A 22874-nucleotide genomic window follows, 5' to 3' on the forward strand; every position below is an offset into this window, starting at 1 on the left:
CCCATCCCTTACAGGAGGACAATGCCCATGGAAACCGACGAGCGCCCAGGCAGGATCTTGTCCGACGATGAGTCATGGAGCGTCCTGCAAAGGAACCAGCACGGCCGCCTGGCGGTCAGCGTGTTGGGAGAGCCGGACATCTACCCGCTGAACTTCATCGCGGACCAGGGCAGGTTGCTGGTGCGGACCAACCCGGGAACCAAGCTTGCTGAGCTGACGGTCAACGAGAAAGTCGCCTTCGAAGTCGAGGAAATAGGCGACGGCGAGGCGTGGAGCGTTGTCATCAAAGGCACGGCACGCGTCATCGAGTCCCAGTCGGAAATCGACGAGGCGGACAAGCTCCCCCTGAAACCATGGATTCCTACCCGGAAGTACACCTACGTGGAGATCCGTCCTACCCGCGTGCACGGCCGGCATTTTGAGCTGGGGGACGAACCCGAGCGCTACTAGGTCCCGCTCCCTGGGGGCGGGACCCCCGGGGCTGCTTCCTTCCCAGCGCCCGCAGCGCATTGAGTATGGTGGCCAGGTCAACCAGTTCCTGCAGCAGCGCCCCTGCCACGGGCACAATGAAACCCCAGGAAGCGAACACCATCAGGACCAGGCTCAGCAGAATACCCGTCCAGATGCTGGTGCGGGCAATGCGCAGGGTGTACTGCCCGACGTCGACCGCCACCGCCACCTTGGAGAGGTCATCGAGCAGGATCACCACGTCCGCTGACTCGCTCGCCGCGGTGGCGCCGCGCGCGCCCATGGCAATTCCGACGTCGGCCGCTGCCAGGACCGGGGCGTCGTTGACGCCATCCCCGACCATCATGACCGGGCGCGTCTTCAGCCCGGCGACCGCCCTGACTTTGTCGCCGGGAAGGCACTCGGCAAGCACCGTTTCCATTCCTGCCTGGGCGGCGATGCTCCGGGCGGCGCTCTCGGCGTCGCCGGTCAGCAACAAGGATTCCCGGACACCAAGCTCCCGAAGCTTCTCCAGGGTGTCCATGGCGTTGACCCGCAAGGGATCGCTCATGATGAGGGTACCGGCATACCTTCCGTCGACGCCCACGTAAATGGCCAACTGGCCGCCGGCGAGTTCGTAGTGTTCGAAACCCGTGGTCTGCTCGCGGACGAACGCAGCTTTTCCGACCACCACATCGTGGCTGCCCACGCGGGCGGCGACGCCGTTGGTGGCGTGCTCGATGGCCGCCGTCGAAGGCAACAGCGGCAGTCCGCGCTCGGCAGCCGACGCCATGACCGAGGTCGCAAACACGTGGGAGGAGAACTGTTCAGCCGAGGCAGCCAACTGCAGCAGCGTCTCTTCGCTCGGTGAATCCGACCCGGCACGCCTGACGGCCACGAGGGTGGGTTTGCCGGCCGTCAGCGTCCCGGTCTTGTCAAAGACAGCCGTCCTGACCTTGCTGAGCTGCTCAAGGGTCCCTGCGTTCTTGATGATCACCCCGGCCTTGGCGGCCCGGCTGGTCCCCGCCAGGAAGGCTACCGGGGCGGCTATAAGGAGCGGGCAGGGAGTAGCGACAACCAGCACCTCAACAAAACGCACGGGATCGCCGCTGATGAACCAGGCAACGCCGGCCATGGCAAACGCCACCACTGTAAAAGGGATGGCGTACCTGTCAGCCAAACGGACTGTGGGGGCCCGGCTGGCAGCTGCTTCCTGGACCAAGGCGACAATTTGGCTGTACTGCGATTCCTTGGCGGTGGCAGTCGCTTTGATGCGCACGGCCGCGGGCCCGTTGACGGTGCCGCTCAGCACGGAACCGCCCCGGGACCGTTCGACGGGCAGGCTCTCGCCGGTCAGTGCTGATTCATCGAAGCTGCCCGCCTCGGACAGCAGTTCGCCGTCCACCGGAACGGTCTCTGCGGGCTTGACCAGCAATACGTCACCGGGGTTGACGTCCTCCACGGCGATGTCCACCAGGTCTCCTGAGGCCTCTACCCGGTGTGCGTTGCGCGGGGAGCGTTTCAACAGATCGGTGAGTTCCCGGGTGGCGCGGCCCTGGGCGTAGTCCTCCAGGGCTTCACCTCCGGTGAGCATGAGTACGATCACCAGAGCCGCGATGTACTCACCGACGACCACCGTTGCACCGATGGCCGTGATGGCCAGCAGGTCGATCCCCCACCTGCCGCGGAAAAGATCCTTGACCATGGAACCGGCACGGTACAGCGCAACGGCCAGGGCAAAGATGGATGCGATGCCCTGGGCCGCGGCGTCCTGGCCACTGAGGATCAGGACAGCGACCAGTAAGCCCACCAGGAGGATCGCGCCCACAAGGGGGTACCTGCGGGCAAGGGTGAAGAGCCTGACTTCACTCATGCGCGCCACGGGACAGGACGACTTTCAGCGCTTCCGTCTCGGAGGCCCGGGAGAAAGTGTCATAGGCGTCCATGATCTGGTCGAGCGGGAAATGGTGGGTCGCGAACTTTCCGGCGGGAAGTTTCCGCTGCGCAACCAGCCTCAGCAGCATGGGAGTGGTGTTGGTGTTCACCAGCCCCATGCTGATGTTGATGTTGCGGATCCACAAGTCCTGCAGGGGCAACTCAACGGGCTTGCCGTGGACACCGATGTTCGCCACGTTCCCGCCGGGCCGGACCAGTTGGAGGCACATGCCGAACGTTTCCGGGATGCCTACGGCTTCGAGGGCGACGTCCACGCCGGCACCGTCGGTGAGGGCCAGCGCCTGCGACAGCCAGTCAGCGCTGGTCGGGTTGATGGTGTGCGTGGCACCAAAGTCGACGGCGCGCGCCAGGCGGCTGTCGTTGGGGTCGATGGCGATGATGGTGGCGGCGCCGCAAAGCCCCGCCGTGGCCATGGCGGCCAAACCGATAGGGCCGGCTCCAACGACGGCGATGATGTCACCGGGGGCGACCCTGCCGTCGAGGACACCGATCTCGAAAGCCGTGGGCAGAATGTCCGAAAGCATCACTGCCTCATCATCACTGACGCCTTCGGGCAGTTTATGCAGGGAGTTGTCGGCATAAGGCACCCGCACGAATTCTGCCTGCGTCCCGTCAATGAGGTGCCCGAAAATCCATCCCGTACCGGCCTGCCCTTCGTCCCCCAGGCAGTGGGAGAACAGCTGCTTACGGCAATTGCTGCAATGTCCGCACGACTTTATGCACGACACTATGACGCGGTCGCCGGGCTTGAGGCCGCTGACTGAGCTTCCCACTTCCGTCACCGTCCCCACTCCTTCGTGGCCGAGGATCCTCCCGGGCACTACGGCCGGCACATCACCTTTGAGGATGTGAAGATCCGTTCCACAGATGGTGGTGGTATCGATCCGGACTATGGCGTCGGTAGGGTGGGCAATCACCGGGTCCGGAACCTCTTTCCAGGCTTTGGCTCCGGGACCGTCGTAGACCAGCGCTTTCATCGCATTGCCTTTCCGTGGTGCCCGTCAGCGGAAGGATTCCCTACGGGCGTCATTGAGTGGTGCTTTCCAGATATCCGGACGGGTAGTGGTGAAGCGCCTGCCAGTGATGGATTCCGGAATGATCCTGACGTAGTGGTTTTTACTTCCGGCCTGCCACGGCTCAAGGTCCAGCGCCTCAGCCTCCGCGAGTTCATGGCGTTCGAGGATGACTGCTGCCCGGCCTCTGGCCACGACGCTCCAAGCCTTTGACGCTCCGGCCTCGAATCCGTCGATCTCAAGGGCCGTTGGCGCTTTCATGGCGCTCCAGTACTTCGTTCCGGCGCCCGTGCGGAAGACGATTCCCTGACCGTCAAGGACATAGTTCACGGGGAAGATGTCAGGATGCCCCTCCACCAGGACAGCCAGTCGGCCAACGTTCATTTGGCCAAGCAGCGCCCAGCATTCTTCAGGATCCAGGCGTTCGATGGCTGTCTGTGAGGTCGATTCCATGCCCTGACGCTAACCGTGCCGGGGCGCCCCCGTTAGGGCCGTAGGTCCCGGACCGCCCTTAGGTCCCGGACCGCCGGGCCGGGAAGTCACTCGAGGCCGGCGCGGGTGGCATCATCCAGGGGGCTCCACCAGGTCAACGGCTCGGTGATTTTGAAGCGACGCCCGGTCATCGACGTCGGGACAACCCGGATGAAGTGGTCCTTGCGGCCTGCCTGCCACGGGAAAAGCAGCAGCCCGACCGTGTCAAGGACGTCCTGGGTCAGCTTGATGCTTTCGGCCTTTCCCTTGAGCACCACGCTCCACGCCACCCCCGAAGCGGTGTCCACGCCGTCGGCCTCTACGGCTACCGGGGTGGCCCCCAAGACTGTGTGGAGTTTTGTCCCCTCACCCGTCCGGAAGACCAAGGTCCCGTGATCCACCTTGTAGTTGATGGGGAAGATGTCCGGATGATCGCCGGCCCAGACGGCCAGCCGTCCCACCGACACGCTTCGAAGGAACTCCCAGCACTGCTTGACGTCGAGGTTTTCGATTTCGGGTACTGCGCGCTTGTCCATGGCTAGACGGTAAACCCGGAAAGTGTGGTTGGACAGGGTAGAAAGGCCCGTTCCTCCCGTCCCGTCCGCAACAGTATCGCCAGCGCCGTCGGGTCCGGAGTAATCTTTGCACGACGGCGCCGCACTCCCTGGCCGGCACCGCGGAAAGACGATGATGAGCCACCCTTACCAGTCGTCACCGGACGAACCACCGGCGGCCGCCATTCCCCTTGAGGCACTCTTGCGGACCTTCATGTCCCGGGCGGACGAACTGCTCATGGCCGAGGAACGGACCAGGGGCTTGCTCGAAGCCGTGGTGACCGTTGCCGGAGAACTGAGCTTGGAAACGGTCCTGAAACGCGTGGTGGATTCGGCGTGCCACTTGCTTCATGCCCGCTACGGAGCGCTGGGCGTCATCGGCGAGGACAGCACCCTCAGCCACTTCGTCACCGTCGGTATCGACCAGGAACTCGCCGAGCGCATTGGTCCGCTTCCCACCGGCCACGGAGTACTGGGGCTCCTCATCACAGGTCCTGCACCCCTGCGCCTGCATGACCTGCGGCAACATCCCAAATCCTACGGATTTCCCGCACATCATCCGCCGATGAAATCGTTCCTCGGGGTACCCATCAGGGTCCGCGACGCCGTCTTCGGGAATCTTTACCTCACGGAAAAGGAAGGTGGAGAGGACTTCACGCCCGAGGACGAGGACCTGGCTGTGGCACTTGCCGCGGCCGCGGGCGTGGCGATTGAGAACGCCCGCCTGTACGAAGACGCCCAACGGCGGGCATCCTGGCTGGAGGCCTGCATGGATGCCACCGGCTACCTGCTGGAGGACAGCAGGGAGGACCACACCGAGCACGCTGCTTTCCGCATCGTCGCTGAGGCTGCGGCCCGCCTGACGGATGGCCGGGTGGCCGTGGCGCTGACTCCGGCAGTCAGGAAAGATTCTTACACGGTGGCCTCTGCCGTCGGCAGGGGCGCCGGCGAACTGATGGGCCGGAAGTTGACCGTTGGTTCGACCGGGATGAAGGACATTGTTCTCACGGGGCGAAGCATCGCCATGGATGACCCTTGGAACCTCCTCGGCCCGGGCGTGCAATCCACCCCCGCAAAATTGCTGGCCGTGGACCTGAGCGCCCAAGGAACCCACTATGGCCTGCTGGTCTCGGTGCGGGACTCCGACTCCGAACCGTTCAGGCAAACGGATGTGGAAATGTCCGCTGTGTTCGGTTCGCACGTTGCCTTGGCCCTTGCCCTGGACAGAATCCGAAGGTACCGGGAAGAGTCGGTGGTCTCCACCGACAGGGACCGGATCGCACGGGACCTGCACGACCTTGTCATCCAAAGACTGTTCGCGGCAGGACTGAGCATCCAGAGCTTGCGGCGCTACACCACAGCCCCGGAAGCTCCGGACCGGATCGACGCCATCACTGATCAGCTCGATTCCAGCATCCGGGACCTGCGCAACACCATCTATTCACTGCGTGCAGCTGCTGCCGGCCGCCAATTGGTCAGCAGCCGGATTGTCGAGACGGTGCAGTCGGCATCGGCCTCTCTCCCGTTCGCGCCCCACCTCACCCTGATCGGGGCCCTTGACGTGGTGGAGGACGAGATCGTCATCGAGCACTTGCTGGCAGTGATCTCCGAAGCCTTGAGCAACGCGGTGCGGCACTCGGACGCACAAACCATCAACGTCACCGTCGGCATGACGGCCGATGCCCTGACTGTGGAAGTCAGGGATGACGGCCGGGGCTTCAGCCATCCAGGTTCAGGAAACGGCTTGGCCAACATGGCAAAGAGGGCAGCCGATCTCAATGGTTCCTGTGCCGTCACCAGCACCCCGGGCGACGGAACATCGTTGACGTGGTCCGTTCCCCTGCGCTGACGGTCCGGTGCGCGGCTGACACAGTGCGCGGCTGACTCAGTGCGCGGTTTGCTCAGTGCGCGGGCCCGCCGTCGGCTTCGTCGGGGCTATGCGCCATGTAGACCGCCGCCTGCGTCCGGCGTTCGAATCCCAACTTGGCCAGCAGGGAGGACACGTAGTTCTTGACGGTCTTCTCTGCCAGCAGCATCTCTTCTCCGATTTGCCGGTTGGTCAGGCCTTCGCCGACGAACTTCAGGACCCTCCGCTCCTGGGGCGTCAGTGCCGCCAGCCTGGGATCGTCCCGTTTGGGTTCTGTGAGCCCCTGCACAACCCGGGCCTTGACCGCCTCGTCGAACAGGGATTCTCCGTGCGCCGCGCGGCGCAGTGCACCCAGCAGGTCGCTGCCGCCAATTTCCTTGAGTATGTAGCCGGCCGCGCCGGCGATGATCGCTCCCCTGAGGGCCTGCTCGTCGTCGTAACTGGTGAGAATAACGCAGTTCAGCGACGGATCCACCGACCGGACGTTGCGGCATACTTCAATGCCGGTGCCGTCCGGCAAACGCGCGTCCAGGACCGAAATGTCCGGCCGCAACGCCGGGATCCTTCGGGCCGCCTCCTCTGCCGAACCCGACATCCCGACTACCAGGAAGCCTTCGTTTTCCAACAGCTCCTGCAGGCCCCGCCGTACCAATTCATGGTCGTCAAGGATGAAGACCCGCAAAACTCCGGGAGTGTGGTCGCCGCTCGTAGCGGGCGCGTCCGCGAACATGACCCTCCCGTCCGGCGCACAGCCTGCGCCTATAGCCTCAACCCGTGTAGTGGATTCTGCACCCACGTGGTGCATTCCGATTCTTGTCTGCCCGCCGGATCCAAGCAAGGGACCAAAGGCCTACGCGGGCGGTGACTTTCGGCCCTGTTGCGCAGCCCGGTGGAAGGGGAATCTGGAACTACAGGATACCGGGGACGCAACGGTTGCTTCCGGTATCAAGGAAATGAAGGAGCATGATCCCCATGAAAAAGTGGACGCGATGGCAGGATTACGTTGTTGTCGCAGCAGGCGCCTACACGGCGCTGTCGGTCCTCTGGACCTCCCAAACAGGAATGTCGACGGCGATGATGGTCACCTTGGGTGTCCTGCTGGTCATCAGCGGAGCCATCAACCTCGCCCTCCCGGGAATGCCGGTTGTTGAGTGGGCACAAGCACTGGTGGCCGTAGTCCTGCTGCTGGCCCCCTGGCTGGGCAACTACACCTCGGCTACCGGAGCAGCCTGGACGGCATGGATCGCCGGGGCAGTCGCCCTGGTTGTCACAGCCTTTGCCATCAGGCCAAGCACCGAGGAATACCGGCACCACCACGTTGCAGCGGCACCCTGAACCCAATAACACATCCGGCGCTGCGGACTCCGCTGCGCCGGATTTGCCTGTCCAACGGAGGTCCGGGAGGAACAATGAAGAACAGCGACGTTGCCAGCCTCAGGTTCCTGGGGGCTACAGATACAGTGACAGGATCCAAGTACCTCCTCGACCACCAAGGCACCCGCGTGCTGGTGGACTGCGGTCTCTTCCAAGGGTACAAACGCCTCCGCGAACGCAACCGCAGGCCGTTCCCGGTAAGTCCGTCGTCGATCGACGCAGTCCTCCTGACCCATGCCCACCTTGACCACACCGGGTACCTTCCCCTGCTGGTCAGGGACGGCTTCCGCGGCCCGGTCTACAGCACGCAGGGCACGAGCCAACTCTCCAAGCTTCTGTTGACGGACAGCGGGCACCTCCAGGAAGAGGAAGCGAGGCACGCCGCACATGCCGGTTCCTCCCAGCACGACCCCGTGCTGCCCCTGTACACCGCCTTGGATGCGACACGGTCACTGCAGAGTTTCCGCCCCGTCGACTTCGACACTCCCTTGCAGATAGGAACCGGCTTCGAAGCGGTATTCGTACCAGCCGGCCATATCCTTGGCGCGGCCCAGATCCGGCTCCAGGCCGGAAACGCCTCGGTGCATTTCACCGGTGATCTTGGCCGCGCGGATGATCCCTTCATGTACCCACCCCGGGACCTGGAAGCCGTTGACGTGCTCGTCACCGAATCGACCTACGGGAACCGGCAGCACCCGCCGGGCGATGCCGAAAGCGAATTGGGTGATGTGGTGAAGCGCACGGTGAAACGGGGCGGCGTCGTTCTGATAGCTGCCTTCGCCGTCGGCAGGGCAGAAACGCTCCTGCTGCAGTTGGCGCGGCTCCGACGGAAAAGGGCCATACCCGAGGTCCCCATCTATCTCAACAGCCCCATGGCCATTGATGCGTCCTACATGTACCAACAGCACCCGGAGGAGCATCGCCTCAAGCCCGAAGAGTTCAATGCCATGTACCAGCTGGCCACCATGACCCGCACTGCCGATGATTCCAAGCTCCTGAACCTTCGGGGAGGGCCCATGATCATCATCTCTGCCAGCGGGATGCTCACGGGCGGCCGGGTCCTCCATCACATTGAGGCATACGGCGGGGATCCAAAGAACACGGTGGTCCTGAGCGGCTACCAGGCCGGCGGGACCCGGGGAGCCACCCTCGCGGCAGGAACACGCGACCTTCGCATCTACGGCCGGGACGTCCATATCCGGGCCGAAGTTGTGCAACTGGAAGGCTACAGCGCACATGCCGACGCCGATGCCATCATCCGGTGGATGCGCACGGCACCGAAGGCCCCGCGGATGACGTACATCACGCACGGCGAGCCGGAGGCATCGGATGCTTTGCGGTTGCGCATCAAACACGAGCTGGGCTGGAAGGCCCGCGTCCCCGAATACCTGGAGACGATCAGCTTGAACGATCCGGATTAGGCCCTGCTCCGGGACTTAGGGCCCTAACCATCACATCAGCGCCGGTCAAGACTGGAGTGACACGACCCGGCGTCGCGACCGGGCGACCTTCAAGAAGATGAGGATCAGTCATGAGTGAGGCCATTGTCGTCGGTGTCGGCGACTCTCCCAGCAGTGAAGCGGCAATGCGTTGGGCGATGCACCGGGCCGCCGCGCTGAAGTTGCCCGTCCTCCTTGTCCATGCCGTGGACGACAGGTGGGCTTATGACGCTGTTGGCTACAACGACTGGATCCGCAACTCCGGCGCTGCCCTCCTTTCAGATGCCAAGGACCGAGCCGCCAAGATGGAACCGACAGTCAGCCTCAGCACGGACCTGGTCCACGGCGCACCCGGTTACTCGCTGCGGAAAAAGTCCAAGAAGGCCTCCATGGTGGTGATCGGTTCCGGCCACAGTTGGGTTGGTGGTTCACTCACCGACCGTGCGCTCCAGGTCGCGGCGGTCGCGCAGTGCCCGGTGGCCGTGATCGGCGAACATGACCTCAGCACCCGCCAAGGCGTGCTGGTCGGGGCGGACGGATCCGAAGAATCCATCCAGGCGGTGGGCTTCGCCGCTGCCGAGGCCGACCGGACAGGGCAGGAACTGACCGTGCTGCACGCCTTCCGGCTCCCGGATCCGTGGCTCAGCCGGGGGATGCCGGGCGGTGACTTCAACGGCATCATCGAGGAAGAAGAACGGGTGGTGCTCGCCGAGACGGTGGCCGGCCTGGCCGATACCTACCCTGACCTCACGGTCCACCAAGTGCTGCAGACAGACAGAAGCCCGGCAGAGGCGCTGCTGGGAGCTGCAAAGACCGCATCCTTGCTGGTTGTCGGCAGCCGCGGCCGCGGCAGCTTCAAACGCCTGATGCTTGGTTCCACCGCACATGCCGTTCTTGCGAAACTGCCGTGCCCGACCATCATCACCAGGGTGAAGCCGGTCAAGCACAAGGGCTGACCCCGGCGTCCCCACGCAAATCCGGCTGCGCTTGGCTGATCACCAGCAAGGGGCAGCCGGATTTTTGCGTGGGCTGGGAGTTTGGGTGGGCTGGGAGTTTGGGTGGCCTGGTGTCTGCGTGGGCCAGGAATTTGAGGGGCACTGATCCTAGCTCAGATGCACATGGCGTCCGGAAATGAGGTCCGCCTGGATGCGGATAAACAGAGTCCGTTCACCACCGGCCCAGGGTTCGGGCATCACTTTGCCCCACAGCTCCTTGATGGTTTCTTCTTCCAGGACGTGGGAGGACGGCCCGCTGACCAGTACCGACCAGCCTTCGCTCCGGTCCGGCCAGGTGTGGTCGACCTGGAAGGACGTCTGGAGCCGGGCCGACGGTTCTCCAATGAAACCGGAAGGCGCCGTCCGAAAATAGATGGCGTGGTCACGGACCAGGTAATGCACCGGAAGAATCATCACGCGGCCATGGTGTACAAAGCCCACCCGGCCTGTTTCTTCGGACCGCAGCAGCTCCCAGCAGCGCTCGGGGGATAATTCCTCGCTGACGTGGCGGGCTCCATCGAGTCGGGCAGGCTGCGTCTCATTCATCATTTTCTCCGGTCTGTTGTTCTACAAGTAATTGCGCCAGTTCAGCACCCCAACGGGAGGCCCGGTCAATTTCCTCCTGGTCCACTGCTGGTCCGGGACCTACTTCGAAGCTCTCACCATCTGCCAGGAGCTGGAATCCGGCTTTGCGCAGTCCTTCGCTGATACCCCGCGCCGCGCTGCCGGTGATGATTTCCAGGCCATGGTTCCGCGTATCGAAGGCCACTGCGTTCTGCCCGGGCACAGCCGCGCGGGTTGCCGCCAACCATTCGCGGACGCCTACGTTGATCTGCGTACTCACGTCGAGTTCCCCGGTGGCGGATCCGACGTCGGCTGCCCGTCGCCGGGTTGAGGGCCTGCTCATGCCGTGAACGTGGGTCGGGCCGCCAACGACCACAAGATCACATCCGATGATCCGTCCCTCCTCAACATCACCGACCGGAACGACGCTGGCAGCAACTGCCCCACCCAGTCCGTCGGCAATGGCCTCCGCGACCCGCCGGGTGTTGCCGTACATCGACTCGTAGATCACCAAAGCTTCCATTGCTCCCCTGCTGCTCCCTAGTGGACGTCTGTTTCCGGCGCATGCACCACGAGGACAGGGCAATGGGCGTGGGCAACACATGCCGAGCTGACCGACCCCAGCAGGAGGCCGCCAAAACCACCATGCCCCCGACGCCCCACCACCACCATGCCGGCGTTCCGGCTGGCCTCTATGAGCCCCTGCCGGGGATGGCCTCGTACCAAGCGGGTCACCACATTGTCCGGGAGGGCCGGGCCGAAGGCCTTCTCCACCGACTGCTGCAATATCTCAGCCGCTGCATCTTCGAAGCGACCGATCCCCACGGCAACGTAGCCGTCAACTACTTGGGGATACTCCCAGAACGCAGTGGCCTCCACAGTCTGCCCCGTGGCATCAGCAAGCCGGCGGGCCTCACGCAGCGCGGCGATGGACGCCTCGGATCCATCAACTCCCACGACGATCCCGCTGCCCGGGGTCTCCTGGTGCATCCTTGGCCTCCTGCTCGTCTCGCGTTCCGGTCAGGTCAGGATCACCCGGCGGGATGGTAAGTAACAGGGCCGAAAGTCACTCCGCCTCTCCCGGCGGATCGGCGCGGAGCTCTTCAATGGTGGCCCGCAGGGCGTGGATGATGCCGTCGAGTTCCCGGGAGACGGCCTGCATCCGTTCATGTCCGGCCGGGTCGTCGACGAACCTCTTGAGGTTCTGGATCCCAAGCCCTGCGGCGAATAAACGCTGGATCACCAGGTCGTGCAGGTCACGGGCGATCCGCTCGCGATCTGACAACACTACGTTCTGTTCCCTCCGGGCACTGGCCCGGGCAAGATCCAGCGCCAAACCGATCCTGCTGCTGAACAAAGCGCTGGATTCAAGGTCTGAATGCGTGAAGGCAGGGGCTCCCGCGGCCCTTGCGAGCATCAGCACTCCGTTGTCCGTGCCACGGTGGCCCAGCGCAGACACAAGCACGGTGCCAAGCTTCTCCGACATGCCTACTCCCAATGCCGTGGAAGCATCATGGATAAGGCGTGACTGGCCGGATTCCTGCACGGCATCGACTACCTCGGAACCCGGCAACTCCTGGCCCGCGTACATCCCTTGGACTCCCACGGCGGACCGGCAACGCAGAGTCCCCTCCGGGTCCGGAACAGCAATCACCGCCAAGACTGAGTCCGAAGCATGCACGGCAGCTTCCCCCACGCGATCAAGGTCCGTCTGGCCGCCGTCGGGCTCTCCGGCAATCAGCAGGCTGGCGAGCTCCATACCGGCCTCCAACCAGCGCCTCCGCCGATTGCTCTCATCGAAAAGCCGGGCATTTTGGATAGCGACGCCTGCTGCAGCAGCAAGCGCCACCGCCAGGTCCTCGTCAGCGCGCGTAAAGTCCTGGCCGTTTTTCTTCTCGGTGAGGTACAGGTTGCCGAACACCGTGTCACGCACCCGGATGGGTACGCCCAGGAAAGTCTTCATGGGCGGATGGTGCGGCGGAAAGCCAACCGCCATCGGATGCTTTCCAAGGTCATGAAGACGCAGGGGCGCAGGTTCCCTGATCAGGTGACCCAGTACCCCGTGCCCGGTGGGCAGGTCCCCGATCGACCTGATCCCTTCCTCATCGATACCAACGGTGATGAAGTGGCTGAGGCGCTGGTCCTCCCCTATCACCCCCAACGCCCCGAACCGCGCATCTAGCAGGAGGCAGGCAGAATTCACGACGCGGTCAAGGACTGCTTCAAGGCTCAAGTCCTCAGCAATGGACACGACGGCTGCCAGCAGGCCGTTCATCTGCTCCTGGGCATGGAGCAATTCATCTGCACGGGCCACGAACTCCCTGAGCAGCAAGTCGACCCGGCCCTTCATAGGGGAAGTCCAGCCCTCTGTGCCTTGCATGTCCGGACCTCCTGAACCGGCTAACCTGCAAATCCAGCCGGTTTACGGTCCCCAAGGTCAAGAACGCAACGATTCGTATCACGCAGCCGCAGAACCGGTCGGACAACAACCAAGTTCAGCTTCTGCCGTTAACCGGGTCTCCCCTCATCCGCAGGCGTATGCGGAATCGGGTACTTCAAGGCCATGCTAGCCATAACCGGATGACTCCGGAAGTCATGGGCTTGGGTGCCACAGCCCGCTCCGGACTAGCGGTCCCCTGCACCGGCGGAGGCGAGATAGTCGATGAGCCCGTCCACGGTACCCACTTTGGGATAGTCGCTTTCCGGAATGTTGACCCCTGTCTGAACGTCCAAGGTTTCCACCAACCTCAGGAAATCGAGGGAATCCAGCTCAAGATCCTGTCGAAGACGGGATCGGCCTTCGACCTCGTCCAGGTCTATGTCCGGAGCAACCACGCCCAAGGCGGCTTGGACGGCATCGCGTGCTTCATCGTGGGTCATAGCTCCTCCGGTTCCTGCAGCAGCTCATTCATGCGGTTCAGGAATCGCGCACCCCGCAGGCCGTCGCTGACCCTGTGATCGGCGGACAGCGTGGCAGCCGCAACGTGGCGGATCCCCAGCATTCCGTTCCGCGCCCAAGCCTGCTCGCTCACGCGGCCGATTCCGATCATCGCCACCTGTGGCGGATAGATCACGCCATAGACGCTCTCCACGCCCAAATCGCCAAGGTTGGTGACGGTGACCGTGGGGTCGGCCATCTCGGCGCGCAGCAGACGACCCGACCGGGCACGGCTCACCAGGTCCTTGAGCCGCTTCATGAGTTCATCCAAGGACAACGTGTCAGCGTCGTGGATGGCCGGCGCCACCAGCCCTCCGCGCCTCAGTGCCACTGCAACTCCCAAGTGAACCGACGACGCCGGCTGGAACCCGCCGTCCTGGAAGAACCCATTCACTTCAGGCACATCACGGGCAGCCACAGCGGCTGCCTTGAGCAACAGCACGGAGGCCACCAAACGCTCCGCCACCGCCCTCTGGGCGTTGGTTGCCGTCATCCACTGGACCGCGTGCTCAAGGTCCAGGGTCTCCGTCAAGTAGTAGTGCGGGATGGTTTTCTTCGACCGTGCCATCAGCGTCCCGATGGCACGGCGCAGAGTATCGGCCCGTTCCGGCGTTTCGTGCAGAGCCGGCGGACCGGCGGGCGGATTGCTTGGCGGCTGTCCTTCGCTTTCCGGGGGCCCGGCAGTACCGGGCGCGTCCGCTGGCTGGACTGTTGTGCTGCCGTCAGGTGATTGCAGGAGGTAGCGCCTGACATCGGCCTCGGTCACGGCGCCACCGGGACCGGTTCCGGTGACCAGTGCCATGTCCACGTTCGATTCGCGCGCCAAGCGCCTGGCCCTGGGTGAGGACTTTACCTCTTTCCGTGTTCCGGCGGTCACGGCATGTTCGACGTCCGCCCGGGTGACCCTGCCGTCCTTCCCGGTGCCGTGCACCTCCGAGGCTTCCACTCCCAGACGGTGGGCCAAGTGCCGCACTGGAGGGGTCGGCGCAGGCCTGCTTGATGGCTTCTGCGCCTTTGCCCGCTGAACCGGTGCGGTTTCCGCAGGCGTGGGGGTGATCCTCGCCAGGGGCGTGCCAACCGGGACTGTCTCACCGATCCCGGTCAGGAGCTCGGAAACAACTCCCTCGTGAAAGGTCTCCACGTCCATGACTGTTTTGTCCGTATCGACCACAGCCACAATGTCGCCGCGGCGGACGTAGTCTCCGGGCTTGACCAGCCATTCAACGATCTTTCCGTGGTCCATGTCCGCGCCGAGGGAAGGCATGAGGAAATCAACCATGGCCCATCGTTTCTTTCACGGCAGCTACTACCTTTTCCGCAGAAGGCAAGGCAGCCAGCTCCAGATGCTTGGAGTAGGGAATGGGCACTTCCGCACTGCACACCCGGGCCACCGGAGCATCGAGCTCGTAAAAGGCACGTTCCATGATGCGGGCAATGATCTCGGCAGAAATGCTCCCGCTGCGCCAGCCCTCGTCAACCACCACGGCCTTTCCGGTCCGGGACACGGTTTCCACTATCGCCTTTTCGTCCAATGGCCTCAGGGACCGCAGATTCAGGACATCGGCTTCGATGCCCTCTGCTGCAAGCTGCCCTGCGGCGTCCAGGACCATCGGAAGGGTGCCGCCATAGGTAATGAGGGAGACGTCGCTGCCCCTGCGCCGCAAGGCAGCCGAGCTGATGTCAACCGGTCCGGCGTCGTCACTGAGTTCCCCCGCGACGTTGTACAGGGATCCATGCTCAAAAATCAGCACAGGATCCGGGTCTTCCAGGGCGGTCCAGAGCATGCCCCTGGCATCCTCGAGAGTGGCCGGGGCCAGGATCTTCACGCCGGGGATGTGCGCGTACCAGCCTTCGAGGCTGTGCGAATGTTGGGCGCCAAGTTGCCGGCCCGCTCCCGTCGTCATCCGGATCACGAGGGGAACGTGGAACTGTCCACCGGACATGTGCAGCAGCGAAGCTGCGTTGTTGACGATCTGGTCCAGCGCCAGGAGGCTGAAGTTCACGGTCATGATCTCCACAATGGGACGCATTCCGCCCAGTGCCGCACCAATACCGGCTCCTACGAACGCCGACTCGGAAAGTGGCGTATCCCGGATGCGCTCAGGGCCGAACTCCTCCAGCAGGCCGAGGCTGACGGCAAATGAACCGCCGTAGGCACCCACGTCCTCCCCCATGAGGAACACCCTGTCATCGCGCTGCAGGGCATCACGGACACTTTCCCGGAGTGCTTCACGGTAGCTTGTTTTCATCATCTCCCCCTTCGCTGTAGACAAAGCGCGACAGTTGCTCCACCGGTACCAAGGTCCCCTTTTCCGCGAACTCGACGGCGGCTGCCACCTCGGCGTCGACGGCGGATTCGAGCTCCTTCCTGGCTTCCTCGGAAAGGTCGCCGTTTGCTTCCAGGGCCGAGCGCAGCAACAGGACAGGGTCCCGTTCCTGCCACCTGGCGACTTCGGCCTTGTCCCTGTAACGCTCCGGGTCGAACATCGAATGCGCACGGAACCGGTATGTACGGAACTCCAGGAAGTGTGGCCCACCGCCTGAACGCACCGCATCCACTGCTCGACGGGACGCCTCTTTGACCGCCCTTACATCCATTCCGTCCACCGCCCACGCCGGCATACCGTAGCCTGCGGCCTTGAGCGCGATGTCCGTCTGCGATTGCGAGCGCCCCAAAGCGGTGCCCATGGCGTAGAGGTTGTTTTCACAGCAGAACAGGACCGCCAGCTGCCACAACGCTGCCAGGTTCAGGCTCTCGTGGAATTCGCCCTCGGCTACTGCCCCCTCGCCAAAAAAGCAGACGCTGACGCCCTCCTTGCCCTGCAGTTTGTTGGCAAGTGCCAGGCCCACAGCCAAGGGAAGCCCGCCGGCAACAATCGCGTTGCCACCGTAGAAATTCGTGGCGGCATCGAAGAGGTGCATGGAGCCGCCCCTGCCCCGGCAGCAACCTTCGATGCACCCGTACATCTCCGCCAGGATGCGGCCTGCATCCACGCCGCGCAGCAGGGCGTGGCCGTGCTCGCGGTAGGTTGCAACAACGGCGTCCTCCGGGCCCAGCGTCTCCATCACCCCGGCAGCGACGGCTTCCTCGCCTATGTAGACGTGGAGGAAACCCCGGATCCGGGATGCGCTGTACAGTTCAACGCATTGTTCCTCAAGCCTGCGTAGGCGGAGCATCTGGCGAAGGAGTCGGAGCCCTTCTTCGCGATCCAGCCTGCCGGGCGGGGCCGACATCGGATCCCTCATGACAGCCTCCCTTGCCGGGCGTCCGTGCCGGAGGGCTCAAGCGTTGACGTATCGCCTTCCGGCAGCCCCAGGAACCGTGCCTTCAAAAGCCGCCTGAGAATCTTTCCGCTGCGCGTCTTCGGCAGGTCGGCGCTGAACTCAATGGACTTCGGAGCAACGGCCGGCCCCAGGCGCCTGCGGCTGAAAGCCACAATGTCCCGACGGACGTCCTCAGTCGGCTCAAAGCCGGATTTGAGCTCCACAAACCCCATGACCAGCTCACCGGCAACAGCGTCCGGGACACCAATCACCCCCGCTTCAGCCACTGCCTCATGCTCCAGCAGGCAGCTTTCCACCTCGAACGGGCCAATCAGGTGCCCCGAGGACTTGATGACGTCGTTGCCGCGGCCGACGAACCAGAAGTAGCCGTCTTCATCGCGCTTGGCCAGGTCCCCGGTGAGGTACCAGCCACCTGCGAAGCACTTGCGGTAGCGCTCTTCCTCGTTCAGGTACCCCCGGAACATTGACGGCCATCCGGGCTTCAGGGCCAGTTCGCCGATGGTGTCCGGCGTCTCTACGAGGACCGCTTCCCCATCGCGGAGAACCGGGCGGTCATCCTCGTCCCGCAGAACCAGCGCGGCATCGATTCCGGGCAGGGGCTTGCCCATGGAGCCAGGGCGGATGTCCATGGCAGCGTAGTTGGAGATCATGATTCCGCCGGTTTCGGTCTGCCACCAATTGTCGTGGATCGGCAGACCGAATGCTTCCCTGCCCCACATCACCACCTCCGGATTCAACGGCTCTCCGACGCTGGCGATGAACCGCAATGCTGACAGGTCGTAGTCCCTGGCACGGTCGGCACCGGCCTTCATGAGCATTCTCAAGGCAGTGGGGGCGGTGTACCAGACGGTTACCGATTCATCCTGCAATATCCGGTACCAACGGTCGATGTCCATTTCTTCCTGGTCCACGACCGTGGTCAGGCCGTGCGCCAACGGTGAAATGATGCCGTAGGACGTTCCGGTCACCCACCCGGGGTCCGCCGTGCACCAATAGATATCGCCGGGGTGAAAATCCAGGGCATACTGTCCGGTCATGTAGTGCGCTGTGACGGCGTCGTGAACGTGTACGGCACCTTTGGGAGTGCCTGTGGTTCCGCTGGTGAAGTGCAGCAACGCCAGATCCCCCGCCTGCGTGGGCCGGAGGGTGAAGTCCGCGGATGCCTCGCGCATCAGCACCGTGAGGTCTTCCGTGCCCGGGTCCGGTGTGCTTTCGCAGTCTGTCAGCAACACGTGCCTCAGTTCGGGGAGGGACTCCCGGATGGGCACGATCTTCTTGCGGTAGAGCGCCCGCGTGGTGACAAGTACCTTCCCTTCGCCCAGGAGCAGGCGCTGCTTTACGGGTTCCGGGCCGAACGCGGAGAACAGCGGACAGAAGACGCTCCCGTTCTTCAAGGTGCCCGCAACGGCTGTGTAGAGCTCGGGCGTCCGGCCGATCAGCGAGAATACCCGGTCACCCTTGGCCACGCCCAGGCTCTGAAGAACGTTGGCGAACCGGTTCGAAGACGCGGCCAGTTCTCCATAGCTCACGCTCAGGACTTCCCCGGTGCCTTGGATGAAGCGCAGCGCGTCCTGGTTGGCGAGGGGCCCTGCCGCATGCCGGTCCACTGCTTCAAAGGCCATGTTCAACCCGCCCCCGGGGGTCCCGGTCAGCGCGCTGCGGGCATCGTCCCAGGAAAAGGCGGCCCGTGTTCGCTCATAGTCCAGCATGTTCGGCGGAACTTTCATGGTGGAAAGGTCCTTGCGGATCAGCGGCCATTGGCTTGTTCGGGCGCTCATGGATCAATGCCACTGCTCCCGCGGAGCCTCTGCCAGAGTCGAAAGTCCTGAGGCGCTGGTAAGGCCGGCCGCGCCGCGGTCAGGCCGTGACTTTCGGCACTGTTGCCGGTACACGCTTCCATGGAGCATGAAATGGCAACTGCGTTCATCGATGGCGGCGCGGAAGCAACGCGGCCATCCGGCAATGGAGAACCCAATTATGGAACGTCTAATCGACAAAGTAGCGCTGATCAGCGGCGGCGCCCGGGGCATCGGTGCCGCTGTGGCCGCGCGCCTCCATGGCGAGGGGGCCAGGGTTGTGATCGGAGATGTGCTGGATGAAGAGGCGAAGGAAACAGCCGCGCGGATCGGAGCCGGGGCGGTAGCGGTGCGCCTGGATGTCACCCGTCCCGATGACTGGGAGTCGGCAGTGGCCACCGCCGTCAATGAATTCGGCGGCCTGGATGTCCTGGTGAACAATGCCGGAATCGTCAATGCTGCCCCGATCGAGGATTACACCCTTGACCAATGGAACACCATCATTGCCGTGAACCTGACCGGTTGCTTCAACGGCATCAAGGCTGCGATACCGGCCCTGAAAAAGTCCAGGGGCGGCTCGATCATCAACGTTTCCTCCATTGCCGGTATTCGCGGTTACGAACAAATTCCCGGGTACACGGCGTCGAAATTCGGCGTCCGGGGACTCAGCAAGAGTGCCGCCTTGGATCTGGGACACTACGGCATCCGCGTCAACTCAGTCCACCCCGGTGTTATCTCCACGCCGATGACCGCCGGAATGACGAACGACATGAGCCATGTGGCGATGGGGCGGGTGGGCCATCCCGGTGAGGTCGCCGACCTTGTTCTTTATCTCGCGTCGGACGAGGCATCATTTGTCACCGGAGCTGAGTTCATCATCGACGGCGGCGATACTGCCGGAACGGTTACCGTTCCGGAGCGTGCTTGAGGGCATGGCCGACAATGGGCGGCGTCGTACATTTTGAGATCCCGGCCGATGATGAAGACCGGGCAAGGAATTTCTACCACTCCAATTTCGGCTGGTCATTCCAGGTGATACCTGAATCGGAATACAGCCTTGCGCAGACTTCCGGTCAGCAGCCCGGTTCCGCAGACGCACCTCCTACCTCCATCAATGGCGGGATTTACCGCAGGAACGCCGGGTTGAACTCGGTTGTGGTGACCATAGAAGTGGCCGATATCGATGCCGCCTTGCAAAGCATCAACGACTCCGGAGGCAGCACGCTCCGGGGAAAGATGGAAGTTCCCGGCAGCGGCTGGAATGCCTATTTCACGGACCCCGAAGGAAATGTCATCGGCCTGTGGCAGAACGCAGGTCCGGGCGGCTCCTGAGGGCCGCCACCAGCGGAACAGAGTAAGTCATGATGCTTGAATACACGGACCGTGCGGACGCCGGCCGGCAACTTGCACAGCGAATCGCAGCACTGCGGTTCGATGACGTGGTGATCCTGGGGTTGCCCCGTGGGGGCGTGCCGGTTGCCTACGAAGTCGCAAAGACCCTGGGCGTTCCCCTTGACGTCATAGTGGTGCGGAAGCTTGGCGTGCCTTTCCACCCGGAGCTTGCCATGGGTGCAATCGGCGAAGGCAACATACGGTTCCTCGACCAGGAAACTGTTGCCAGGGGCCGCCTTACAGAAGGGGACGTGGCGGCGGTCGAGGAAAGGGAACGCCGGCTCCTCAACCAAAGGGTGGCACGCTACCGCCAAGGCCGCCCGCGCGTGGACCTTCATGGACGGACCGCCATTGTCGTGGACGATGGCATCGCCACTGGTTCCACGGCAAGGGTGGCTTGCCGTGCGGCCAGGATGCTCGGCGCACAACAAGTCATTATGGCCGTTCCGGTGGCACCGGCGGGTACGGCTGCCTCTTTCCTGGAGGCTGACGAGACGATCTGCCTGATGACGCCCCGGGACTTCCGTGCCGTGGGCTACCATTACCGCGACTTCTCTCCCGTGGAAGACGAGGAAGTGGTGCGGCTGCTGGACGCGGCGGCCAGCATGCTGCGCCCGCCGGAGGCCTCCGGCGCGGACCATGGGTACGAACACCGCGCCGGGAATGAACACGGTGAGGGGAATGACGTAGGCATACCGGCCGGATCGGTGCGGCTGCAAGGCAACCTCCATGAGCCGCCGGGATGCCGGGCCGTGGTGATCTTCGCCAATGGCAGCGGCAGCAGCCGCCAGAGCCCCCGCAACCGCTTCGTGGCACGCGCCCTGAATGACGCCGGTCTGGGCACCCTCCTGCTGGACCTCCTCACCCCGGCCGAGGAACGCGACCGTTCCAATGTCTTCAACATCCCACTCCTCGCGGAGCGGCTTCACCACGCGACGCGGTGGATTGAGGCCCGCCATGCCGGCTCCCGGATCGGCATCGGCTACTTCGGGGCAAGCACGGGAGCCGGTGCAGCCTTGTGGGCGGCCGCCGAGCCGCAGGCGAACATCTCCGCCGTCGTTTGCCGTGGCGGACGGCCCGACCTTGCCGGGGATAAACTCGCGGCCGTCAGGGCTCCTACCCTCTTCATTGTCGGCGGAGCGGACACCCACGTCCTGGAATTGAACCGGCAGGCGATGGCCCGCATCGGCAGCACCACCGTGCGATTGGACTTCATCCCGGGGGCCACCCACCTGTTCGAAGAGGCCGGCACCCTGGACCAGGTGGCTGCGCTGGCTGCTGATTGGTTCGCCCGATACCTGCTGCCCGCCGCAAGCAAAAGCCAGGCGTCGGAGCTTCTGCCATGAACGCAGCACACGCCCACGCAACGGAATCCGAAGAAATCAGGGCACTGGCGCGACCCCTTGAGGCAGCCGGGGACCTGGACGACCTGGTCACTTTATGCGCACCTGCCCGTTTTGTTTGCCTCGGGGAAGCGTCCCACGGAACACAGGAGTACTACCACTAGCGTGCCGTCCTGAGCAGGCGCCTCATCGAGGAACACGGTTTCACCTGGATCGGAGTCGAAGGCGATTGGCCGGACTGCTGGCGCATCAACCAGTGGCTCCGCGGCCATGCCGAACAGGAGCTCGACGCGGCGCAGGTCCTTGCTGCCTTTTCGCGCTGGCCAACGTGGATGTGGGCCAATGAGGAAGTAGCCCAATTCCTTGACTGGCTGCATCAATGGAATTCGGGCCGCCCCGAAGACCGGCGAACGGGGTTTTACGGGCTGGACGTCTATTCCCTGTGGGACTCCCTACGGGAAATCTTCAGCTGGCTTGAGTCCAATGCGCCGGAGTCAGTTCCCGCGGCGCTGCAGGCATGGCGTTGCTTCGTGCCATTCGGCGAGGACCCACAGCGATATGCCTCGGCTACCCGGCTGGTTCCCCGCTCCTGCGAGGCGGACGTTGTGGGGCTGCTGGCTGAGGTCAACCGGCAGACCTTGGGCCGGGTGGAACAGGATCCCCTGGCTTTCGACGTCATGTAGAACGCAATAGTCGCCTCAAACGCAGAACACTATTACCGGACCATGGTCCGCGGTGACGAACAGTCCTGGAACATCCGGGATTACCACATGAGCGACACCATAGACCGGCTGTCCCGCCATCACGGAGCCGGTTCGAAGGGAATCATCTGGGCGCACAACACGCACATAGGGGATGCCCGGGCGACGGACATGGCAGCCGGCGGCATGGTCAACATCGGACAACTGATGCGCCGGCGCCACCACGGTTCAGTAGCGTTGGTCGGCTTCGCCTCGTACAGCGGCTCAGTGACAGCTGCGCACTCCTGGGGTGCGCCCGGGCAGACCATGGACGTACCCAACGCAATTCAAGGAAGCCACGAGGACCTCCTCCACAGCGCACTGAATGGGCCGTCGGCTTTGGTCTACGGCGCCGGCCGGGCCGGACGCTGGCTCTCCACGTGGCGCGGGCACAGAGCCATCGGCGTCGTCTACAACCCTGCGCGTGAACGGGGCAACTACGTCCCCACCGTCATGGGGCAACGCTATGACGGCCTCGTCTGGTTGCCCACGACGACCGCCCTTCGGCCGCTGCACCGTGAATACCTTCCCGATGAACCGGAACTCGAAACCGAGCCCACAGGCTTCTGAGCAATGCCGGTCATCCGTCGCTGCGGACAAGGGCCGGTTTCCGCAACAGGGCCGTTCGTCCCTTATCCAGTCGGCGGGAACGGTCAAGAATAGGTGTAACAACACCCTTGGGACCCGGATGCCCACGACT

Annotated in this window: 23 protein-coding genes and 1 pseudogene; 10 read left to right on the forward strand and 14 right to left on the reverse strand. The window is 63.7% G+C overall.

Annotated elements, in window-relative coordinates; translation table 11 throughout:
* Positions 1 to 27 precede the first annotated feature (27 nt).
* Positions 28 to 450, forward strand: a complete 423-nt coding sequence (locus tag HMI59_RS12155; protein ID WP_031216469.1) for a pyridoxamine 5'-phosphate oxidase family protein — start codon at positions 28 to 30, stop codon at positions 448 to 450.
* Here HMI59_RS12155 and HMI59_RS12160 read toward each other — a convergent pair.
* The 4 genes from HMI59_RS12160 to HMI59_RS12175 form a co-directional block, all read right to left on the reverse strand.
* Positions 395 to 2320, reverse strand: a complete 1926-nt coding sequence (locus HMI59_RS12160; RefSeq protein ID WP_193591464.1) for a heavy metal translocating P-type ATPase — start codon at positions 2318 to 2320, stop codon at positions 395 to 397. The two genes, HMI59_RS12155 and HMI59_RS12160, sit on opposite strands and share 56 nt — an antisense overlap.
* Positions 2313 to 3380, reverse strand: a complete 1068-nt coding sequence (locus HMI59_RS12165) for a zinc-dependent alcohol dehydrogenase family protein (protein WP_166186278.1) — start codon at positions 3378 to 3380, stop codon at positions 2313 to 2315. Before HMI59_RS12165 ends, HMI59_RS12160 begins: the two co-directional genes overlap by 8 nt.
* 24 nt (positions 3381 to 3404) lie before the next feature.
* On the reverse strand, positions 3405 to 3869 hold the full coding sequence (locus HMI59_RS12170) for a pyridoxamine 5'-phosphate oxidase family protein (protein WP_193591465.1): 465 nt from the start codon (positions 3867 to 3869) through the stop codon (positions 3405 to 3407).
* Positions 3870 to 3955: 86 nt separating this feature from the next.
* Complete coding sequence (locus HMI59_RS12175) at positions 3956 to 4423, reverse strand: pyridoxamine 5'-phosphate oxidase family protein (RefSeq protein WP_193591466.1); 468 nt, start codon at positions 4421 to 4423, stop codon at positions 3956 to 3958.
* Between the two features lie 151 nt (positions 4424 to 4574).
* Between HMI59_RS12175 and HMI59_RS12180 the strand changes: the two genes are divergently transcribed.
* Positions 4575 to 6290: a GAF domain-containing sensor histidine kinase gene (locus tag HMI59_RS12180; RefSeq protein WP_227471367.1), complete on the forward strand. Its 1716-nt coding sequence runs from the start codon at positions 4575 to 4577 to the stop codon at positions 6288 to 6290.
* Positions 6291 to 6342: 52 nt separating this feature from the next.
* On the opposite strand, the gene HMI59_RS12185 is transcribed toward HMI59_RS12180, so the two are convergent.
* The gene (locus HMI59_RS12185; RefSeq protein ID WP_021472156.1) at positions 6343 to 7038 is read right to left on the reverse strand and encodes a response regulator transcription factor; all 696 of its coding nucleotides are present in this window, start codon (positions 7036 to 7038) and stop codon (positions 6343 to 6345) included.
* A gap of 233 nt (positions 7039 to 7271) precedes the next feature.
* Here HMI59_RS12185 and HMI59_RS12190 point away from each other — a divergent pair, with 233 nt between their 5' ends.
* From HMI59_RS12190 to HMI59_RS12200, 3 genes are all read left to right on the forward strand, one after another.
* Complete coding sequence (locus tag HMI59_RS12190) at positions 7272 to 7643, forward strand: SPW repeat protein (protein ID WP_227471368.1); 372 nt, start codon at positions 7272 to 7274, stop codon at positions 7641 to 7643.
* 74 nt (positions 7644 to 7717) lie between these two features.
* On the forward strand, positions 7718 to 9103 hold the full coding sequence (locus HMI59_RS12195) for an MBL fold metallo-hydrolase RNA specificity domain-containing protein (RefSeq protein WP_193591467.1): 1386 nt from the start codon (positions 7718 to 7720) through the stop codon (positions 9101 to 9103).
* 110 nt (positions 9104 to 9213) lie between these two features.
* Positions 9214 to 10077 (forward strand): universal stress protein, encoded by an 864-nt coding sequence (locus HMI59_RS12200; protein ID WP_021472153.1) that lies wholly within the window; start codon positions 9214 to 9216, stop codon positions 10075 to 10077.
* Between the two features lie 147 nt (positions 10078 to 10224).
* Here the strand turns inward: HMI59_RS12200 and HMI59_RS12205 are convergent, their stop codons facing one another.
* From HMI59_RS12205 to acsA, 9 genes are all read right to left on the reverse strand, one after another.
* Positions 10225 to 10665, reverse strand: a complete 441-nt coding sequence (locus HMI59_RS12205) for a pyridoxamine 5'-phosphate oxidase family protein (RefSeq protein ID WP_031216504.1) — start codon at positions 10663 to 10665, stop codon at positions 10225 to 10227.
* The gene (locus tag HMI59_RS12210) at positions 10655 to 11203 is read right to left on the reverse strand and encodes a flavodoxin domain-containing protein (RefSeq protein WP_062096725.1); all 549 of its coding nucleotides are present in this window, start codon (positions 11201 to 11203) and stop codon (positions 10655 to 10657) included. Before HMI59_RS12210 ends, HMI59_RS12205 begins: the two co-directional genes overlap by 11 nt.
* 17 nt (positions 11204 to 11220) lie before the next feature.
* Positions 11221 to 11670, reverse strand: a complete 450-nt coding sequence (locus HMI59_RS12215; protein WP_021472151.1) for a universal stress protein — start codon at positions 11668 to 11670, stop codon at positions 11221 to 11223.
* A 76-nt stretch (positions 11671 to 11746) separates the two neighbouring features.
* Entirely contained in the window at positions 11747 to 13060 is a 1314-nt protein-coding gene (locus HMI59_RS12220) for a GAF domain-containing protein (protein ID WP_227471369.1), read from the reverse strand.
* A 245-nt stretch (positions 13061 to 13305) separates the two neighbouring features.
* Complete coding sequence (locus tag HMI59_RS12225; protein ID WP_166186275.1) at positions 13306 to 13560, reverse strand: acyl carrier protein; 255 nt, start codon at positions 13558 to 13560, stop codon at positions 13306 to 13308.
* The gene (locus HMI59_RS12230; protein ID WP_193591468.1) at positions 13557 to 14897 is read right to left on the reverse strand and encodes a dihydrolipoamide acetyltransferase family protein; all 1341 of its coding nucleotides are present in this window, start codon (positions 14895 to 14897) and stop codon (positions 13557 to 13559) included. The genes HMI59_RS12225 and HMI59_RS12230 overlap by 4 nt, the downstream gene beginning before the upstream one ends.
* Entirely contained in the window at positions 14890 to 15867 is a 978-nt protein-coding gene (locus HMI59_RS12235) for an alpha-ketoacid dehydrogenase subunit beta (protein ID WP_193593747.1), read from the reverse strand. The genes HMI59_RS12230 and HMI59_RS12235 overlap by 8 nt, the downstream gene beginning before the upstream one ends.
* Positions 15848 to 16864, reverse strand: a complete 1017-nt coding sequence (gene pdhA / locus HMI59_RS12240; RefSeq protein WP_227471370.1) for a pyruvate dehydrogenase (acetyl-transferring) E1 component subunit alpha — start codon at positions 16862 to 16864, stop codon at positions 15848 to 15850. The genes HMI59_RS12235 and pdhA overlap by 20 nt, the downstream gene beginning before the upstream one ends.
* Positions 16861 to 18681, reverse strand: coding sequence for an acetate--CoA ligase (gene acsA, locus HMI59_RS12245; protein WP_193591469.1), 1821 nt, complete (start codon positions 18679 to 18681; stop codon positions 16861 to 16863). Before acsA ends, pdhA begins: the two co-directional genes overlap by 4 nt.
* Positions 18682 to 18880: 199 nt before the next feature.
* Here acsA and HMI59_RS12250 point away from each other — a divergent pair, with 199 nt between their 5' ends.
* From HMI59_RS12250 to HMI59_RS12265, 5 genes and pseudogenes are all read left to right on the forward strand, one after another.
* Positions 18881 to 19627: a glucose 1-dehydrogenase gene (locus tag HMI59_RS12250; protein WP_227471371.1), complete on the forward strand. Its 747-nt coding sequence runs from the start codon at positions 18881 to 18883 to the stop codon at positions 19625 to 19627.
* 14 nt (positions 19628 to 19641) lie between these two features.
* On the forward strand, positions 19642 to 20031 hold the full coding sequence (locus tag HMI59_RS12255; protein WP_193591470.1) for a VOC family protein: 390 nt from the start codon (positions 19642 to 19644) through the stop codon (positions 20029 to 20031).
* Positions 20032 to 20063: 32 nt separating this feature from the next.
* Complete coding sequence (locus tag HMI59_RS12260) at positions 20064 to 21437, forward strand: phosphoribosyltransferase family protein (protein ID WP_193593750.1); 1374 nt, start codon at positions 20064 to 20066, stop codon at positions 21435 to 21437.
* Positions 21434 to 21598, forward strand: a complete 165-nt coding sequence (locus HMI59_RS25700) for a hypothetical protein (RefSeq protein ID WP_227471372.1) — start codon at positions 21434 to 21436, stop codon at positions 21596 to 21598. The genes HMI59_RS12260 and HMI59_RS25700 overlap by 4 nt, the downstream gene beginning before the upstream one ends.
* A 24-nt stretch (positions 21599 to 21622) precedes the next feature.
* Positions 21623 to 22744, forward strand: a pseudogene (locus HMI59_RS12265) (erythromycin esterase family protein).
* Positions 22745 to 22874: the final 130 nt, after the last annotated feature.

The organism is Paenarthrobacter sp. YJN-5, assembly GCF_015040095.1.
In the GTDB taxonomy this organism is placed as follows: domain Bacteria; phylum Actinomycetota; class Actinomycetes; order Actinomycetales; family Micrococcaceae; genus Arthrobacter; species Arthrobacter ureafaciens.

What these genes read in the sequence shown, in the direction of transcription:
- pdhA (WP_227471370.1), bottom strand. Translation starts at nt 16,864, where the DNA reads ATGAGGGATCCGATGTCGGCCCCGCCCGGCAGGCTGGATCGCGAAGAA.
- HMI59_RS12235 (WP_193593747.1), bottom strand. Translation starts at nt 15,867, where the DNA reads ATGAAAACAAGCTACCGTGAAGCACTCCGGGAAAGTGTCCGTGATGCC.
- HMI59_RS12250 (WP_227471371.1), top strand. Translation starts at nt 18,881, where the DNA reads ATGGAACGTCTAATCGACAAAGTAGCGCTGATCAGCGGCGGCGCCCGG.
- HMI59_RS12155 (WP_031216469.1), top strand. Translation starts at nt 28, where the DNA reads ATGGAAACCGACGAGCGCCCAGGCAGGATCTTGTCCGACGATGAGTCA.
- HMI59_RS12165 (WP_166186278.1), bottom strand. Translation starts at nt 3,380, where the DNA reads ATGAAAGCGCTGGTCTACGACGGTCCCGGAGCCAAAGCCTGGAAAGAG.
- HMI59_RS12190 (WP_227471368.1), top strand. Translation starts at nt 7,272, where the DNA reads ATGATCCCCATGAAAAAGTGGACGCGATGGCAGGATTACGTTGTTGTC.
- HMI59_RS12160 (WP_193591464.1), bottom strand. Translation starts at nt 2,320, where the DNA reads ATGAGTGAAGTCAGGCTCTTCACCCTTGCCCGCAGGTACCCCCTTGTG.
- HMI59_RS12220 (WP_227471369.1), bottom strand. Translation starts at nt 13,060, where the DNA reads ATGCAAGGCACAGAGGGCTGGACTTCCCCTATGAAGGGCCGGGTCGAC.
- HMI59_RS12175 (WP_193591466.1), bottom strand. Translation starts at nt 4,423, where the DNA reads ATGGACAAGCGCGCAGTACCCGAAATCGAAAACCTCGACGTCAAGCAG.
- HMI59_RS12180 (WP_227471367.1), top strand. Translation starts at nt 4,575, where the DNA reads ATGATGAGCCACCCTTACCAGTCGTCACCGGACGAACCACCGGCGGCC.
- acsA (WP_193591469.1), bottom strand. Translation starts at nt 18,681, where the DNA reads ATGAGCGCCCGAACAAGCCAATGGCCGCTGATCCGCAAGGACCTTTCC.
- HMI59_RS12230 (WP_193591468.1), bottom strand. Translation starts at nt 14,897, where the DNA reads ATGGTTGATTTCCTCATGCCTTCCCTCGGCGCGGACATGGACCACGGA.
- HMI59_RS12185 (WP_021472156.1), bottom strand. Translation starts at nt 7,038, where the DNA reads ATGTTCGCGGACGCGCCCGCTACGAGCGGCGACCACACTCCCGGAGTT.
- HMI59_RS12205 (WP_031216504.1), bottom strand. Translation starts at nt 10,665, where the DNA reads ATGATGAATGAGACGCAGCCTGCCCGACTCGATGGAGCCCGCCACGTC.
- HMI59_RS12200 (WP_021472153.1), top strand. Translation starts at nt 9,214, where the DNA reads ATGAGTGAGGCCATTGTCGTCGGTGTCGGCGACTCTCCCAGCAGTGAA.
- HMI59_RS12215 (WP_021472151.1), bottom strand. Translation starts at nt 11,670, where the DNA reads ATGCACCAGGAGACCCCGGGCAGCGGGATCGTCGTGGGAGTTGATGGA.
- HMI59_RS12195 (WP_193591467.1), top strand. Translation starts at nt 7,718, where the DNA reads ATGAAGAACAGCGACGTTGCCAGCCTCAGGTTCCTGGGGGCTACAGAT.
- HMI59_RS12255 (WP_193591470.1), top strand. Translation starts at nt 19,642, where the DNA reads ATGGGCGGCGTCGTACATTTTGAGATCCCGGCCGATGATGAAGACCGG.
- HMI59_RS12260 (WP_193593750.1), top strand. Translation starts at nt 20,064, where the DNA reads ATGCTTGAATACACGGACCGTGCGGACGCCGGCCGGCAACTTGCACAG.
- HMI59_RS25700 (WP_227471372.1), top strand. Translation starts at nt 21,434, where the DNA reads ATGAACGCAGCACACGCCCACGCAACGGAATCCGAAGAAATCAGGGCA.
- HMI59_RS12170 (WP_193591465.1), bottom strand. Translation starts at nt 3,869, where the DNA reads ATGGAATCGACCTCACAGACAGCCATCGAACGCCTGGATCCTGAAGAA.
- HMI59_RS12225 (WP_166186275.1), bottom strand. Translation starts at nt 13,560, where the DNA reads ATGACCCACGATGAAGCACGCGATGCCGTCCAAGCCGCCTTGGGCGTG.
- HMI59_RS12210 (WP_062096725.1), bottom strand. Translation starts at nt 11,203, where the DNA reads ATGGAAGCTTTGGTGATCTACGAGTCGATGTACGGCAACACCCGGCGG.